At 45.6% G+C, this 16,689-nt stretch carries 14 protein-coding genes; 4 read left to right on the top strand and 10 right to left on the bottom strand.

The genetic code is table 11. The features are described from left to right. Positions 1-2: 2 nt before the first annotated feature. From purH to DCO16_RS10100, 7 genes are all read right to left on the bottom strand, one after another. Positions 3-1,583: a bifunctional phosphoribosylaminoimidazolecarboxamide formyltransferase/IMP cyclohydrolase gene (gene purH / locus DCO16_RS10130; RefSeq protein ID WP_173943527.1), complete on the bottom strand. Its 1,581-nt coding sequence runs from the start codon at positions 1,581-1,583 to the stop codon at positions 3-5. Between the two features lie 68 nt (positions 1,584-1,651). Continuing rightward, the gene (locus DCO16_RS10125) at positions 1,652-1,891 is read right to left on the bottom strand and encodes a helix-turn-helix domain-containing protein (RefSeq protein WP_173943526.1); all 240 of its coding nucleotides are present in this window, start codon (positions 1,889-1,891) and stop codon (positions 1,652-1,654) included. A gap of 69 nt (positions 1,892-1,960) precedes the next feature. Further along, the gene (gene dusB / locus DCO16_RS10120) at positions 1,961-2,977 is read right to left on the bottom strand and encodes a tRNA dihydrouridine synthase DusB (RefSeq protein WP_173943525.1); all 1,017 of its coding nucleotides are present in this window, start codon (positions 2,975-2,977) and stop codon (positions 1,961-1,963) included. 144 nt (positions 2,978-3,121) lie between these two features. Then, positions 3,122-4,300, bottom strand: coding sequence for an FAD-dependent monooxygenase (locus DCO16_RS10115; RefSeq protein ID WP_173943524.1), 1,179 nt, complete (start codon positions 4,298-4,300; stop codon positions 3,122-3,124). 2 nt (positions 4,301-4,302) lie between these two features. After that, the gene (locus DCO16_RS10110) at positions 4,303-5,676 is read right to left on the bottom strand and encodes an aminopeptidase P N-terminal domain-containing protein (protein WP_173943523.1); all 1,374 of its coding nucleotides are present in this window, start codon (positions 5,674-5,676) and stop codon (positions 4,303-4,305) included. After that, a complete protein-coding gene (gene murU, locus DCO16_RS10105) occupies positions 5,669-6,376 on the bottom strand; it encodes an N-acetylmuramate alpha-1-phosphate uridylyltransferase MurU (protein ID WP_173943522.1) in 708 nt (235 codons plus the stop codon). Before murU ends, DCO16_RS10110 begins: the two co-directional genes overlap by 8 nt. An 18-nt stretch (positions 6,377-6,394) precedes the next feature. Continuing rightward, positions 6,395-7,399 (bottom strand): aminoglycoside phosphotransferase family protein, encoded by a 1,005-nt coding sequence (locus DCO16_RS10100; RefSeq protein ID WP_173943521.1) that lies wholly within the window; start codon positions 7,397-7,399, stop codon positions 6,395-6,397. A gap of 33 nt (positions 7,400-7,432) precedes the next feature. Here DCO16_RS10100 and DCO16_RS10095 point away from each other — a divergent pair, with 33 nt between their 5' ends. Genes DCO16_RS10095 through rsmA form a run of 4 tightly spaced genes read left to right on the top strand, consistent with a single transcriptional unit; the run spans position 7,433 to position 13,227 of the window. Continuing rightward, complete coding sequence (locus tag DCO16_RS10095; protein ID WP_173943520.1) at positions 7,433-9,970, top strand: LPS-assembly protein LptD; 2,538 nt, start codon at positions 7,433-7,435, stop codon at positions 9,968-9,970. After that, the gene (locus DCO16_RS10090) at positions 9,970-11,433 is read left to right on the top strand and encodes a peptidylprolyl isomerase (protein ID WP_173943519.1); all 1,464 of its coding nucleotides are present in this window, start codon (positions 9,970-9,972) and stop codon (positions 11,431-11,433) included. The genes DCO16_RS10095 and DCO16_RS10090 overlap by 1 nt, the downstream gene beginning before the upstream one ends. Further along, positions 11,408-12,451, top strand: a complete 1,044-nt coding sequence (gene pdxA / locus DCO16_RS10085) for a 4-hydroxythreonine-4-phosphate dehydrogenase PdxA (protein ID WP_173943518.1) — start codon at positions 11,408-11,410, stop codon at positions 12,449-12,451. Before DCO16_RS10090 ends, pdxA begins: the two co-directional genes overlap by 26 nt. Beyond that, positions 12,451-13,227: a 16S rRNA (adenine(1518)-N(6)/adenine(1519)-N(6))-dimethyltransferase RsmA gene (gene rsmA / locus DCO16_RS10080; RefSeq protein ID WP_173943869.1), complete on the top strand. Its 777-nt coding sequence runs from the start codon at positions 12,451-12,453 to the stop codon at positions 13,225-13,227. The genes pdxA and rsmA overlap by 1 nt, the downstream gene beginning before the upstream one ends. Positions 13,228-13,235: 8 nt before the next feature. Here the strand turns inward: rsmA and DCO16_RS10075 are convergent, their stop codons facing one another. Genes DCO16_RS10075 through glyS form a run of 3 tightly spaced genes read right to left on the bottom strand, consistent with a single transcriptional unit; the run spans position 13,236 to position 16,684 of the window. Continuing rightward, on the bottom strand, positions 13,236-13,970 hold the full coding sequence (locus tag DCO16_RS10075) for a lysophospholipid acyltransferase family protein (RefSeq protein ID WP_173943517.1): 735 nt from the start codon (positions 13,968-13,970) through the stop codon (positions 13,236-13,238). Between the two features lie 6 nt (positions 13,971-13,976). Beyond that, positions 13,977-14,549: a D-glycero-beta-D-manno-heptose 1,7-bisphosphate 7-phosphatase gene (gene gmhB / locus DCO16_RS10070; RefSeq protein WP_173943516.1), complete on the bottom strand. Its 573-nt coding sequence runs from the start codon at positions 14,547-14,549 to the stop codon at positions 13,977-13,979. Next, positions 14,546-16,684, bottom strand: coding sequence for a glycine--tRNA ligase subunit beta (glyS, locus tag DCO16_RS10065; RefSeq protein WP_173943515.1), 2,139 nt, complete (start codon positions 16,682-16,684; stop codon positions 14,546-14,548). The genes gmhB and glyS overlap by 4 nt, the downstream gene beginning before the upstream one ends. Between the last annotated feature and the right edge of the window lie 5 nt (positions 16,685-16,689).

The following is a 16,689-nucleotide window of genomic DNA, read 5'->3' as shown; positions in this document are numbered from 1 at the left end:
GATTAATGGCGGAAGTGGCGGATGCCGGTAAAGATCATGGCAATACCATGTTCATTAGCAGCTGCAATGATTTCGTCATCACGCATACTGCCACCGGGTTGAATAGCGCAGCTTGCACCACCATTGACTACTACGTCTAGGCCATCCCGAAATGGGAAAAAGGCATCGCTAGCCACTGCAGAGCCCTGAAGGCTGAGGCCAGCATTGTCTGCTTTGATGCTAGCCATCCTTGCAGAATCTACACGACTCATTTGACCAGCGCCAATTCCTAAAGTCATGCCGTTTGCACAATAGACAATAGCATTAGATTTCACAAACTTCGCAACACGCCAGGCAAACATCATGTCATGCATTTCACTCGGAGTTGGTAATCGCTTGCTCACCACCCGCATGTCATTTTCAAGAACGTTCTTGGCATCAGGAGATTGAACTAGTAAGCCACCCCCCACGCGTTTAAAGTCAAAAGTATTAAATGCAGTACCGAGAGGGATTTCTAAAAGCCGAACATTTTGTTTGGCAGCAAAGATTGCTTTTGCTTCGGCAGTAAAGCTAGGCGCAATCAATACTTCCACGAATTGCTTAGAAATCGCTTCTGCAGATGCACCATCACATGGAATGTTGAAGGCAATGATTCCGCCAAAGGCAGAACTAGGGTCCGTCTTAAATGCCTTTTCATAGGCTTCGAGTGCAGTAGCGCCTACCGCTACACCACATGGATTAGCATGCTTGATGATGACGCAGGCTGCGGCACCACCAGCATTGTCACTAAAGCTCTTAACGCACTCCCAGGCAGAATCGGCATCAGCAATATTGTTGTAAGAGAGTTCCTTACCTTGCAGCTGGCGATAGTTTGCTAAGGCGCCTTCTACTACTTGAATATCTTTATAAAAAGCAGCGGATTGGTGTGGATTTTCGCCATAACGCATCTCTTGTACTTTTTCAAAGGCAAGATGCAGTACTTCTGGATAGGCAGAACGCTTCTTGTGGTCAAGGTCCTCCCCTAATGCAGATAAGTAATTAGCAATTGCACCGTCGTATTGGGCAGTATGAGCGAACACTTTTTTGGCTAGACCTAAGTTGGTCTTATAAGAAACTACATTCTTGTTGGCTTTCATCTCCTCAAGCACCGGCGCGTAATCTTCTGGCGAGATGAGTACAGTGACATCTTGATGGTTCTTAGCGGCAGCACGCAACATGGCTGGACCACCAATATCAATATTCTCAACTGCATCTTCAAATGAACAATCTGCTTTGGCTACCGTCTCATTAAATGGATAGAGATTGATCACCAGCATATCGATCGTATCGATGCCATACGCTTTAAGCGCAGCCATATGCTCAGGAACATCTCTACGTGCTAGTAAGCCACCATGAACCATCGGATGCAAAGTTTTGACACGGCCATCCAGCATCTCGGGGAACTTGGTGAGTGAAGAAACTTCTACTACTGGCAGATTGTTTTCAGCTAAGAGTTTTGCGGTGCCGCCAGTAGAGATCAGCTTAATGCCTTGCTCATGGAGTGCTTTGGCAAATGGTACGATGCCATTTTTATCGGAGACGGAAAGGAGGGCGGTGCGGATCATAGTGAGCGATAGTTTGAGATAAATCAGTAATGGGGATGTAGGCTGTGGGCTGTGGAATTTGGGCTAAATTACTTCAACAGCTGATGTTCAACAAGTTTTTTATGCAGTGTATTGCGATTGATGCCGAGATACTGGGCTGCCAAGGATTGATTCTGCTTAGCGTGTTGCATCACCAAATCCAACATCGGCTTTTCTACAACAGCCAATACCATTTGATACAAGTCTGATGGGGGTGTTCCTTTGAGATCTTCTAAATACTGTTGCAGTTGGGTCTCAATACATTCGGTAATAGGGTGCTTATTGGTCATGGATCAATGAAAAAAGAGAAATAAGAAAAAAGAAAATAAAACTATATGTTCAGTATAAAAAATAGAGTATCAAGCTGCCTCTAAAAATAACAAACGATCAGAATGGGATTTCATTTCATCAAAAAAATCATTCACCATCTGTAATTGTGTCTTGCAATCATCAGCAGTATTCATTCTTTGACGAAAGGCATGCGAATCTCGTAAGCCCTTGCAGTACCAACCAATATGTTTGCGCGCTGTACGTAGTCCTACGTACTCACCATAAAATTCGTAATGGTCAATCAGGTGCGCATTCATAATCCCTTGAATTTCATCTACTTCGGGCGTTGGTAGTTTGTCACCCGTATTGAGAAAATAATCAATTTCACGAAAAATCCAAGGACGTCCTTGGGCTGCACGACCAATCATGATGGCATCTGCCCCGGTTTCTTTTAGAACAAAAGCTGCTTTTTCTGGAGAGGCGATATCGCCATTTGCAACTACTGGAATGGATACGCTGTTTTTGACGGCTGTAATCGTTTCGTATTCCGCTTCTCCGTGATACAGGTCTGCTCTAGTTCGACCATGCACTGTCAGCATGGAGATGCCGGATTTTTCTGCAACTTGCGCTACTGCAATTGCATTTTTATTTTCACGATCCCAGCCTGTCCGAATTTTTAAGGTCACGGGCACGGCATCTGGACCAATCCCAACTGCTTGCACGACTGCCTCAAGAATTTTTTGTACGAGGGGTTCATCTCTTAAAAGTGCAGAGCCGGCAGCAACATTACATACCTTCTTTGCGGGGCAACCCATATTGATGTCGATAATTTGCGCACCATTGGCCACATTGAGTTTGGCTGCGGCAGCCATCATTTGCGGATCAGCGCCAGCAATTTGAACGGCGATAGGATTAAATTCTCCTTCATGATTAGCGCGGCGCTGGGTCTTCTCGCTTTTCCAAAGTAGGGCATTGGATGCAATCATTTCTGACACTGCATACCCAGCCCCTAGCCGTTTGCAAAGCTGCCGAAATGGACGATCAGTGACCCCAGCCATCGGGGCAACAAATAGTCTATTTGCGAGAAGGTGCGGGCCAATCTTCATTCGTATTGTGTTTGTCTGAATTTGGTTTTAGTGTCGAGGAAGGCTGACACTTTAGCACAATTACGGCCTAATCTGCCTAAAAAATAGGCAGATTATGAGATTTCAATCCGGTAATTGCCTTTAATGCCTAGCGAGCGTTTGAGCCTATTGGCGACGCCCAAACATCATCTGCCGTGCTAAGGCTGTTTTGACTGAGGGAAGCCACTGGAGGGCGGATAAAGCCAGTCCACGGGCAATCACAACAGGTACGAGATCCGAGGTAAAGATTCTGGCCATAAAGTCAGTCAGACCGATAGTGGCTGTGCGGTCTACCTTACGGCTTTGGGCATAATTTTCCAGGGTGGCCGTAATAGCCACCGGTGTTTTTTCATCGGCTGGCTTAGAGAACAGTGCACTGAGTTTTTCAGACAAAAGATAGGCATCTCTTAAGCCAAGATTGAGACCCTGTCCAGCAACCGGATGCAGGGTCTGTGCAGCATTGCCAATCCAGACCTCATTACCTTGAGTAATTTCTTTGCGATAGTTCAGACCTAGTTCATACAGCCGACGATCTCGTATTGTTAAGAATTGCCCAATGCGTGAACCAAATTCCGCTTGGAGACTCTTTAAGAACTCCGCATCATTTAATGCGAGGCGATGCTGAGAAGATTGCGGGGTGCCGCACCACACGAGATTCAAAATGTTGGGGCCAAAGTGACTTGGCAAAACAGCGAGAGGACCTTCGGAGGTAAAGCGCTCCCATGCTTGATGTGGAGTAGCATTTTCTACTTCAACTACGCCTACTAGTGCTGACTGTTCGTAGTCACGCCCAGACTCTACCCAATCCTGAGTTTTAAACAAGCCACCTTCTGCATGGACGATACAACCCGCTTCGATGTCGCTCATATCTGCATCTGTATCTATATCTTTATTTATGTCAACATGCCGCCAAATAAAATGCGGGCTACGAGCCTGAATCTTTCTTAAAGCTTGACGTAGTGTGAGATGAATATCTCGGTAACGCACAATATGACCCAGGGCATCTTGTTTAAGCTCTTCACGTGTCATCAGTGCTCGACCAAATCGACCTACTTGGGAGACGTGTACGCGATGAATATCAGCGCACTCATTTGGCCATGCATCGATAGTGTCAAGCAACAGTTTGCTGCCGTGCGATAGGGCGACACCTCTACTATCCCCCGCGACTAAATCATGATCGTTTTCTGGATTGCGATCTAGCAATGCAATCTTAGCGTCAGGAAATTTTTGCAAGCACCATGCTGTACAGGCTAGGCCAACTGGCCCACCGCCTTGAATCAGAATATCGTAGTGCTTGAGCTTCATCGTTAGTGCTGCTTCATGAGTGCTTCGATTTCATCAGGATTGACAGGCACTCCACGAGAAATTAATTCACATCCGGCATCATTGACTACGGCATCATCTTCTATTCGAATACCGATATTCCAAAAAGATGGATCGATATCATCGGCAGGGCGAATATATAAACCAGGCTCGATAGTTAATGCCATGCCAGGTTTTAAGAGGCGCCAAGGTTTTTCTGCGGAAGTATTTTTTTCAAGTTGGAGTGGCTCGCGATAGGAGCCCACATCATGGACATCCATACCCAACCAATGGGAGGTACGGTGCATATAAAAACGACGATAGGCTGCAGTCTCAACCGCATTATCAAGTGAGCCAAGCTCGGATAGCTTTAATAATTTCTCATCAAGTAGACCTTGAGTTAATACTTTCAGGGCTGCTTCATGGGGCTGCATAAAGGTATTGCCGGGTTTAGTAGCAGCGATGGCTGCTTCCTGTGCGGCTAATGTAATGTCATAGAGAGCACGCTGCGGACTGGAAAATCTCCCATTGACTGGAAAGGTGCGCGTAATGTCTGAGGCATAGCTATCGAATTCACAGCCTGCATCAATAAGGCAAAGTTCACCGCTTCGCAGTTCAGTAGAGCCGGCACGATAGTGCAGAATGCAGGCATTTTCACCACCAGCAACAATACTGTTGTATGCAACACTTTGTGCGCCACTATGTCGAAACTCATGCAGTAGTTCCGCTTCCAAATGGTACTCACGTAAGCCTGGTTTACAAGTTTGCATTGCACGAATGTGAGCACGCGCAGAAATGGTTGCGGCACGGCGCATGATATCGAGCTCATGGGCATCTTTAAAAAGGCGCATCTCATGAATCAAGGCTTCAAGGTCATGAAATTCAGAAGGGGGATTTACGCCAGACCGGGCTTGTTGACGCACTTGTTTCATCCATTGACGCAGACGACGATCCGATTCAGCATTTTCTGAGAGGCGGACATAAACAGCATCTTGATCGGCTAGAAGTATGCTGAGTTTTTGATCAAGCTCTAAATTACTATGTGCATACTCCAGACCAAGTACTTCAGGAGCCGCTTCAGGCCCTAGACGAATTCCATCCCAAATCTCGCGCTCAGTATCTTTGGGTCTACAAAAGAGATAGGACTCTAGTGTCGGATTTGTACTGCTTCCAGCAATATGGAGAACTAAAGTTGCACCTGGCTCTTCAAAGCCAGTCAGATAGAAAAAATCACTGTCATGGCGATAGGGAAATTCACTATCGCGGTTACGCGCACTTTCGGGGGCGGTAGTGAGGATGGCAATGCCACCACCTGTTTTGGCGCAAATCTGTTTGGCTAATTCCATCCGGCGATTTTGGTAGATATTTGTTTTATTCATTAACTGCATTCAGTTCTCGTAACCGTTGTGGCGTACCTACATCGTGCCACGGACCTGTATATTTTTCACCGGATACCCTATTTTTGCTGATTGCCTCCCTGAGCAGGGGCGCCAGCTTGGCAGGAATGCCTATTTCTAGATCTTTAAATAGGTCACGGTGGTAAAGGCCAATCCCTGAAAATGTCAGCCTTTCTGCTCCTTCTGTTGGGGTGTCTGACACTTGATGATCTGCCAGATAGAAGTCTCCTTCAAGATGTTGGGCTGGATTTGGGACCATCACTAAATGCGCTAAGGGCTGCTTTGGGAGCTTACGCAGTTGTTCTAGTTGATTGACCAGCCGCCTAATCGGAAAGTCAGGACAAAAGATGTCACCATTCATCACGAGAAAATAGTCGGATGGATTGAGTAATGGCAAAGCTTGACGAATGCCCCCGGCAGTTTCTAGAGCATGTATTTCTGGGGAATAGGAGATCTTGAGGCCAAACTGATTTCCATTACCTAAGGCATCCTCTATCTTCTGACCTAGCCATGCATGGTTGATCACTACCTGCCCAATACCTGCTTGACTTAAAGCATTGAGATGCCAAGCCAGTAGAGATTGATTCTTGATTTCAAGTAGTGGTTTTGGTGTGTCATCCGTTAAGGGGCGCATACGCTCACCCCGACCTGCTGCAAGCAGAAGGCAGGAAATGGCATTCATATTATTTGACATAGCGACTCACTCAGCTTTTATCATGCGCGTTGACTCTAGAATACGCGCCAAGGGTTTTAATTCAATATAGCGGTTAGCTGTTGCAATGGAATATTCTAGAACTAGAGGAATATCTTTGAGATAAGATTCTTTGCCATCACGATGAAACAGCCTCGAAAATATGCCCAAGACTTTGAGGTGGCGCTGTAAGCCCATCCATTCAAAGTCACGATAAAACTGACCAAAATCATCTGGCATTGGTAACCCAGTTTGACGGCCCTTTTCCCAAAATTTAATCAGCCAATCAATCACACGATCTTCAGGCCAAGCAATGTAAGCATCACGCCATAAAGAGGCAGCATCATAAGTAATAGGACCATAAACCGCATCCTGAAAATCAATGACCCCCGGATTATTTTTTTCAGTCACCATCAAATTGCGTGAATGAAAATCGCGATGAACGTAGACTTTTGCTTGGGCTAAGTTATTTTGAATAATGAGTGCGAATGCCTGCTTCATTTGTGACACTTGAATTGCTGTTAATTCTTTTTGGAGATACTGTTTTAAATACCACTCAGGAAATAGATCCAATTCGCGCTGTAGAAGTGCCTCATCATAGTTTGGTAATACATTCGGTTTACTAGCCAATTGCATTTGCACTAATGCCCGTGTTGCATCTTGATACAGCACCTCAGCACTCTCAGCATTTAACTGATCTAGGTATGTTTTGTCACCTAGATCGTTTAGCAAAAGAAAGCCCTCAGCAAGATTTTTTTCTAAGATGTGGGGCACATTTAATCCAGCCTCTGCGAGCAATAAATCCACCTTTAAAAAGGCATCTAAAGGTTCGTATTGGGGTGGGGCATCCATCACAATTAAGGTTCCAAAATCTGGGTTTTGGGACGCAATTCGAAAATACCGCCGGAAGCTGGCATCCGCCGATGCTGCTGCCAATGTGGAAAGATCTAATTGCCAGCTAGGCTGAAGGCCTTTTAGCCAGTTACGAAGGGTATTTAAGCGGGAGTCGGTCATGGTCGATTCGTATAATAAGACGGGTCTGGATCTATGAGTCATTATCGCCGTCGCGCCGGCTTTTGCGCCCCTCTTTTTTTAGCTGCCACCCTCCGCATTATGTCGGGGGTTGCATTGTCACAATTTGCTCACTTTAGTGCTGCTCAGGCACCTGTTCCCCTTGCCCCATCAGCGCAGTCTTTAAGCAACTCTGCAAACACCGTTTTGATACCAGATCGTGGCGGCGTTACCGTTCTGAAATTGGATGACCAGTTGCGTGTTGGCACACCCATCAATGACAGTAAAGCTTTGACCTTTACCTCGAGTGACTCTATTGACGGCATTGTTGATCGTGAAATGCGCTTAAAAGGGCGCGCACAAATTCGGCGTAACGGGGCAGTGATGAAGGCCGATGAAATTAAATACGATCCTGATACGGATGTAGCAAACTTAATTGGTAATGCAGAACTATCAAAAGGTAATGCTACATTCAAAGGGCCAAAAGCACGCTTTAAAGTCGATGCGCGTGAAGGTGAGATGGAGTTACCCAACTATGAGCTGCGAGACAATCGCGCAAGTGGTAATGCAAAAAAACTCACCATTCAAACGGCAGATGTATTCGTATTTGATAAAGCGACCTACACAACCTGTACCCCTCAAAATTTAGATTGGTATTTCACAGCAGATACACTCGAAATTGATAACGAGCAAAAAGAAATGGTCGGTACGCATGGGGTAATGCGCTTCTTTGATGTACCAATTGCTTACGTCCCTTATTTCACAGCCCCTACTAACAATCAACGCCGCTCAGGAATTTTGGCACCGGTTGCTGGCTATAGTTCCAGAAATGGTATAGATGTCACTCAGCCGTATTACGCCAACATTGCCCCTAATCGAGATCTCTTGTTATTACCCCGAGTGATGGGACAGCGTGGTGTTCAATTGGGTGCTAGGTATCAATTTTTGGATCAGCAGTATGCTGGTTCTTTAGGTGGTGATTATCTTCCTTATGATCGCAAAACGGGCACAGACCGCTGGCGCTACGATTGGCAACAGAGGCAAAACTTTAGTGGTGCTTTATTGGGGTTGGGCGGCATTCCAATTGCTGGCGCCTGGACGGGTTTTGCCAACGTGGCTCGTGTCTCGGACAATCTTTACCCCACAGACTTTTCTCAAACTATTGCTGGTGCGGTCACTAATCAGTTTCGCCAAGAGGTTGGAACTACTAAGGGGTTGACGGGCAGTCTGAGTAATTGGAATGTATCGGCAAGAGCATTAACGTTCCAAACTTTACAGCCTGATCCTACCGTCACAGTCCAATCGCCTTACAACGTGCTTCCAAATGTGCTTGCAAGCTACAGTAATCGTTTAACGCCTACTGTATCGGATGCTTCAGGAAAGTATTTAACCTTGCCTTCTGGACCGGTGACAACCTTTTCAACGGACTTTACGAGGTTTTCATATAACGTCAATGGGAATTTGGCAGCAGCACCAGCAGGATATTTATATAGCCAAGCTGATCGAACTGTGATTAAAGGAGCGATGTCTTTGCCTCAGATTACTCCAGGCTATTACATTACCCCTAAGGTAAGCTTCCAGTCCAATACCTATGCTGCTACAGCAGCGGTGACTAGTAATAACCCATTGGGTGCCGCCCCTCCCGTTCAAGGATTTACTATTCCTACATTTAGCTTAGATTCAGGTCTTGCGTTTGAGAGAGAGGCGGCGGAGTTAAAAGGTTTTTATGGGCGCGATATGTTGTTGACAATTGAGCCTAGAGCTTTTTATGTTTATACCCCTTATCAAAATCAAACAAATACCCCGGTATTCGACACGGCATATGGTGGATTTGGTGTGACGCAAATTTTTGCTGAAAATGACTTTGTTGGGAATGATCGTATTGCTGATAACAATAAGCTGACTATGGGCATAACTAGTCGAATGATTGAGGCTAGTTCGGGTGCCGAGCGTGCAATAGTAACTCTTGCCCAGAAGCAGGACTTTACAGGACAAAAAGTTACCTTGGGAGCAACAAACACAAATCCTACTACTTACTCTGATACCTTAGGCTCTGCCTCAGTTCGCTTGCTGGGCAACTTCAGTGCAGACATGTTTGGACAATACAACACACAACTAAACAGATTAATGCAAACTACAGTGGGTGGTAGTTGGCGCCCTACCCCAGGTAGAAGTTTAAATTTCGGGTATCGAAATGTTTTTGGCTTAACCAATCAGCTCACTCCAATCTCTACTGCAAAAACAACAACCGATCAGTACAACCTCTCAGGGCAATGGCCCCTGACGCGTGAAGTATCTGTTTTAGGGCGTTGGGGCTATGACGCCTTAACTACCAGAACTCTGAATACTTTAGTGGCCCTAGAGTGGATGCGCGACTGCTGGACTTTGCGAGGAGCTTACTCTCAGGTACTCAATACCTCTCAAATAACTACCACTCAGGTGCTATTCCAAATAGAATTTAGGGGTTTTGGTAGCGCTGGCAGTAATCCAGTTGATATCATGAAGTTTAATGTACCTGGATATATGCCCACCTCTAAGCCTATACCGCCCTCCATATATGAGAACTATCAATAATGCGTAGCCCATCATTTAAGCAAGCTCTTGCCACCTCTCTGTTCATAGGAGCTTCTCTATATTCGCATATTGCTTTTTCGCAAGGTAGCGTAAAACCTTCAGTAGTAGTCGAAACTAAAATTCGTAATATTGATGGTGTTGCTGCAGTAGTCAATACCGGCTTCGTAACTCGTAAAGAAATTGATGATCGTGTTGCCGCATTACAAAAACAGGGAGGCAAGCTTCCTGATCCTGCTACCTTACGTAAAACGGTGTTGGAGCGTTTGATTATTGAAAAAATTCAAATGCAAAATGCACAACAAGATGGCGTTACTGTGAGCAATAGCGAGTTAGATAAAATTATTAATGACATAGCCGCAAAAAATAAACTGACTCTGGCCGAGCTAAAAGTAAAAATTGCAGCAACTGAAGGAAGTTATCAGCGTTATCGAGATTTATTACGTGAAGATATCATTATTAGCCGTTATCGTGAGCGCGAGGTTGAGGGTAAAATTAAAATATCTGATGCTGAAGTTGATAATTTTATTACCGACCGAAACCGTGAAGCCGCTAGTGTAGGTACTAGTGCTAGTGCAGCTCGCTCTACACCCGCAGCAAAAGGTGCCCCAGAAGAAATCGATGTGGCACAAATTTTTATTCCGGTTGAAGCCAGTGCAGGTCCTGGTGCACAAGCAGAGGGAAAGAAAAAAGCAGATGCACTGTTGCGTGAAGCCAAAGGCGATGTGGATTTCTTGCAATTAGGCGCTATGGCTGCCAAAGAGAACCCAAAGATTAAATTTCAAGCCCTAGGCTATCGCACCCCTGATCGTCTGCCCCAATTATTTTATGAGGCCATCAGAAATACGGGTAGCGGCCAAGTGGCTAATGTCGTAGTAAAAAGTCCTGCCGGCTATCATGTGTTGAAGGTCTTGGATCGTCGTGCACTCCTCGCTGGCGCTCCTGAGCCACAGCAAGCCGCACCGCAAAATGCTGTGCCATCGACACCTCAGAATATTATGGTGACGCAGACTTTATCTCGCCATATTCTTTTGAGAAGTCGTGCGGGACTGATAGATCAAGATGCTGAAAGACGCTTGGCGGGTTATCGTGATCAAGTGCGCGCTAAGACTGCTGATTTTGCTGAGTTAGCTAAAAAACACTCTGAGGATGGATCTGCTGCGAATGGCGGAAACCTCGGCTGGATGGGCCCTGGCGATCTAGTGCCAGAGTTTGATCAAGCAATGAACCGCTTACAAATTGGTGATGTCAGCGACCCTGTGAAGAGTGAGTTTGGATGGCATTTAATTCAAGTATTAGAGCGTCGTGAAGCTCAGTTAACGGTTGAGAAGCAGCGTCAATTTGCGCGTGCAGCAATACGTGAGCGTAAGTTTGAACAGGCCTATCAAGACTGGCTCCGTGAACTTCGTGACACTGCTACCGTCAAGATCATTAATGCAGATGATCCAGCATCCAGCCCCCGTTAATCTGGTCATTTGCTCTGGCGAGCCTGCAGGTATTGGCCCAGAGGTTTCTATAGCAGGTGCGCTGGCGTTTTTAAAAGAGCAGGATGCCGTTCACATCACGCTATTGGGCGATGTGAGTTTATTTGAAGGTACTTCTATTCCGGTGGAACTAGCGCATCGCCTCAACATAGAGTCGATTCCCCTTGCTGTGCCAGTTCAGCCCGGTCAACTCAACGCCATGAATGCGCAATATGTTCTAGATCTTCTGAATAGCGCCACCAGCGGATGTATGCAGGGGCGCTTTGATGCGATGGTGACTGCACCACTCCAAAAAAGTATTATCAATGACGGCATCACTTCTGCAGATACGCTGTTCTCGGGACATACTGAATACCTAGCCAAGCTTTGTCATCAAGAGCATGTTGTTATGATGTTGTGCGCGACATTACCAGTAGGATTTTTAGGTCTTCATAAGCCATGCGATTTGAGAGTCGCATTGGTAACAACCCATTTACCTTTAAGAGATGTACCTGAGGCACTAAATCAACAGAAGATCTTAGAGACGATTCAGATTGTGGAGAAAGATTTACGCACAAGATTCGGAATTTCAAAGCCAGTCATTCGTGTGGCTGGTCTTAATCCCCATGCGGGTGAATCTGGCTATTTGGGTCATGAGGAAGTCGATATGATTGCACCTGCAATCGCAGCAGCTAAAGGCTCAGGGATCCAGGTGAGCGGCCCTTATCCAGCTGATACGATGTTTGATCCACAGGCTCTAGAGCATGTGGATGCGTTTATTGCGATGTATCACGATCAAGGCTTAGCCCCGTTTAAATTTGTGAGCTTTGGTGGCGGGGTAAATGTAACCTTGGGCCTCCCCATTATTCGTACTTCTGTAGACCATGGCACCGCACTGGATATTGCGGGTAAAGGCACGGCAGATGCTGGCAGCATGTTGGAGGCATTACGCCTTGCTTATCAATTGGCGAGCCATTCTAAAAATACAAATAAAGTCATCAATAAAGTCCTTAATACATGATGCATCGTGCCCGTAAGCGTTTTGGACAAAACTTTTTGCAAGATTCTGGAGTAATTTACTCGATCGTGGCGGCAATCAATCCCAGCAGCAATATGTATCTCATGGAGATTGGTCCTGGTCTAGGCGCACTAACAAAGCCCTTGCTGAGTAACTTAGATCGCTTGGATCTCCTCGAGATAGATCGCGATTTAGTAGCTTATTGGAATCAAGAAAATCTTCCAGGACTCAATGTGATTGAGGGCGATGCACTCCAATTTGATTTTTTAGCGTGGGCAAAAGCGCGGCCACCTCAAAGTAGTTTGTGTAAGGTAGTAGGTAATTTGCCGTACAACATCTCATCGCCTTTACTGTTTCACTTGGTGTCTGCTGCGCATGTGATTGATGAGCAAGTATTTATGCTCCAGGCCGAAGTTGTAGAGCGTATGGTTTCTAAGGCAGGTGGCTCTGAGTTCAGTAGGCTATCGGTGATGCTCCAGGCTCGCTATGAGATGGAACTTATTTTGGAGGTTCCCCCTGAGGCTTTTGATCCTCAGCCTAAAGTAAATTCAGCAGTAGTGCGGATGATTCCACGACAAGACTTTAATTTAAACAGTGAGCAGTGGCGTGCATTAGAAAAGGTAGTGGCAGCAGCCTTCTCGCAAAGAAGAAAAATGCTGCGTACGAATTTATCTGCCTTTGCAGACAGACTAGCTCTATCGGAGTCAGAATTAAAGGCGCGCGCCCAAGATATTCCGGTCGAGCGATATATGGAATGGGCCAAAATTTTGGCTACCTAACTATGGACTTATAGGTATGCGGTAGGATCAATCACACGCATTTCTGCTTCAATCCATTTTTCTACTTCTTGATGTAGTTGCCCACCGGTTTTTCCTGCAGATGCAATCGCCGGCCCGATGGAAAAAATCACGGTTCCGGGCTGCTTTATAAAACGATTCTTGGGCCAGCAGCGACCTGCATTATGAGCAATCGGAATGACTAAGGCTTCAGTAGCACTCGCAAGCCTTGCGCCCCCCTTGCTATAGGGCTGATGAGAGCCAGTAGGGGTCCTTGTACCCTCCGGGAATAGCATGATCCATTTACCCTCGCTTAAGCGTTTACGTCCCTGACTTACTACTGAGAGTGCAGCTGTTTCTTTACTAGCCCGATTAATGTGAATCATTTTTAGTAAGGCTAAGGCCCATCCAAAGAAAGGAATCCACAGCAACTCGCGCTTAAAGACAAAGCACAACTGCTTAGGTAGTAAGGCGATGTAGGCAATAGTTTCATAAGCAGACTGATGTTTACTTAAAACAACTACAGGTTGATCTAAAACAGCCATCATATTTTCCATGCCACGGATTTCATAACGAATACCGCAGAGGGGCTGCAAGAGCCAGATCACTACCTTATTCCAAAAACCAATAAAGCGGTAACGATTCTCGGGATTTAAAAAAGGAAAGACGAGGATACAAAGAATTGACCAGATAGGAGTGAAGATCAGTAGGAATAGAGTAAAGAGAGTAGAGCGTAAAAATATCATCTTGATTTAAGCCTCTGCCTGTAGAAGACTGTTCGCAAATGCCATGAGATCTGCATGAATTTGCGTACCTTCAGGTAGATCACCATTTTCCAAAGTCTTACGCCCTTTACCGGTTAATACTAAGTGAGGGCTGGCACCAAGTGCAATACCTGCCTGTAGATCGCGTAATGAATCGCCCACGATCGGTATGCCTAGTAAAGGAGTAGTGCTATCGTTTTTTTTATAACGTAGCGCAATTTCTTTCATCATCCCTGGCAGGGGCTTACGACAATCGCATGCATGGGCATCACTGTGGGGGCAGAAGAAAATACTATCAATATGACCACCCAAGGGCTGAAGTAATTTATCCATTTTGCTATGCATCGCATGGAGATCATTGATATTGAAATAACCTCGAGCTAAACCAGATTGGTTGGTCGCAACTGCAATCTGATAGCCAGCTTGATTAAGTAGGGCGATGGCTTCAAGGCTCCCAGGTAGCGGAACCCACTCATGAATCGACTTTACATAATCATCACGGTCTTCATTGATCACACCATCGCGATCCAGAATGATCAGTTTAGAAGAGCTGATGCTCATGCTAATTTGCCGAGATCGGCAATGAGGTTCATTTTCTGGTGAAGTTGTTGCAAGAGCGCAAGGCGGTTATCACGTAATTCTGGATTGGGATCCATCACCATCACATTCGCAAAGAATTGATCAATCGGACTACTTAACGCCACTAAGGCTTGTAAGAAAGCGACAAACTGGCCTTGCTCATAAGTCGCAGTCAGTGTTGGTATGAGTTTTTCGAGTGCCTCATGCAGGGCAATTTCAGCGGGAACTTGTAAGAGCTTGCTAGAACAAGTCACTGGAATAGCAGTCAGATTCTTTTTCAGAATATTGCTAATACGTTTGTTAGCGGCGGCAAGTTGAGCTGCTTCTGCTAAGGCATTAAATTGACGCAATGCAGTTAAACGATCAATCACATCATTAAGTTGTGCAGGAGATTGACTCAGTACTGCCTCAATTTCTTCGCTAGTAAACGGCTTTCCGGCAACAGATTGATCGCGCAGATAGGCGCGGAGACGATCAATAATGAAGGCGTAAATATCTTCCGCTTTAGCTTTTTCTTGAACTTCTTTTTGTAGAAATTGTTTGCGAGCTAAGTCAATTAAATCGGGCAAACTGAGTGCAAGCTTTTTCTCTAATAAAAGACGGCAAATACCTAAAGCATGGCGACGCAGTGCATAGGGGTCCTTATCGCCGGTAGGGGCTAGCCCAACCCCCCAAATGCCAACGAGCGTTTCAAGTTTGTCAGCAATCGCTAAGATCGTGCCAGTTTGGGTTTGTGGCAAGGTATCGCCAGCAAAACGCGGCATGTAGTGCTCACTGCAAGCTGCAGCCACTTCTGTATTCTCGCCATCGTGAGTCGCATAGTAGCGCCCCATAATGCCTTGCAGTTCTGGAAACTCGCCAACCATATCAGTGAGTAAATCTGTTTTAGCAATTTCAGCAGCGCGACTAGCCAGCGCTTCATCTACTGATAAAACTTTAGCAATGCCTGAAGCAATCGCTTGAACGCGCCGAGTTCGGTCGAGTTGGTTGCCTAGTTGATTGTGATAAACCACTTTGCCAAGATCAACAACACGAGATCCTAAGGATCGCTTTTGATCTTGTTGAAAGAAGAAGCGCGCATCGGATAAGCGTGGACGCACAACCCGTTCATTACCTGAGATAATCGCTTCAGGGGTATCGGTAACAATATTGGACACAATTAAGAAGCGATGACGTAACTTACCTTGCTTATCAGTTAAAGCAAAGTATTTCTGATTGGTCTGCATAGTCAAAACCAAACATTCTTGCGGGACTTCTAAGAACTCTGGGTCAAAATGACACTCATAAATCGCTGGCCACTCTACTAGGGCGGTGACTTCATCTAACAAGCTATCAGGCATAAGAACTAAGTCATTACCCGCCGCTTTTAACAAGGCTGATTTGACGTACTCATGGCGCTTATTAAAGCTGGGCAGTACCTTAGCTTGCTTAGTGAGATGAGACTCATATTGCTCTGCTGAATCGACACGCACTTCACCTGACGCCAAAAAGCGATGTCCTTCAGTGGTGTTGCTAGCATCAATACCAAGTGCATTTAACTTGAGAATTTGACTACCATATAGAGCAATAATGCGATGTACTGGGCGTGCAAATTGCACATCAGCTAATTGACCATTTTTTTGGAGCACTTGGTAGTGCATCATTTTAGCGATGGGTAATTTATTGAGAGTCTGTTCTAGTGCGTGTTGAGCAGACGACTCTAATATTGCACCTTTGGCAATTACATTTAGATAAAGCGCTTCGTTTTTACCTTCACCTGATTTTTCTAGGGTCGAGAGGTCAATATCAGCGTAACCTAAAGAGCCTAATTTCTTGAGTAAGGGTGCCGTAGGTTTTCCATCTGAATCAAATGCAATACTGGTAGGCAATAGCTTTTCACGTACGGGAAAGTCTGGAGCATGACTCAGAACATCAGTAATGTGGACTGCCAGTCGGCGCGGTGTTGCAAATCCAGTAGTGATTGACTCTTCACTCAGTAGGCCAGCTGCTTTAAGGCTTGCCTCAATACCATCACTAAAAGCTTCACCAAGACGACGTAATGATTTTGGTGGGAGCTCTTCTGTAAAGATTTCAATCAAGAGATGATTTGATTGAACCGAGGTGTTTGATATATTCATAATGA

The organism is Polynucleobacter antarcticus, assembly GCF_013307245.1.
Classification (GTDB): domain Bacteria; phylum Pseudomonadota; class Gammaproteobacteria; order Burkholderiales; family Burkholderiaceae; genus Polynucleobacter; species Polynucleobacter antarcticus.
This window is presented reverse-complemented; position numbering and strand designations above follow the sequence as displayed.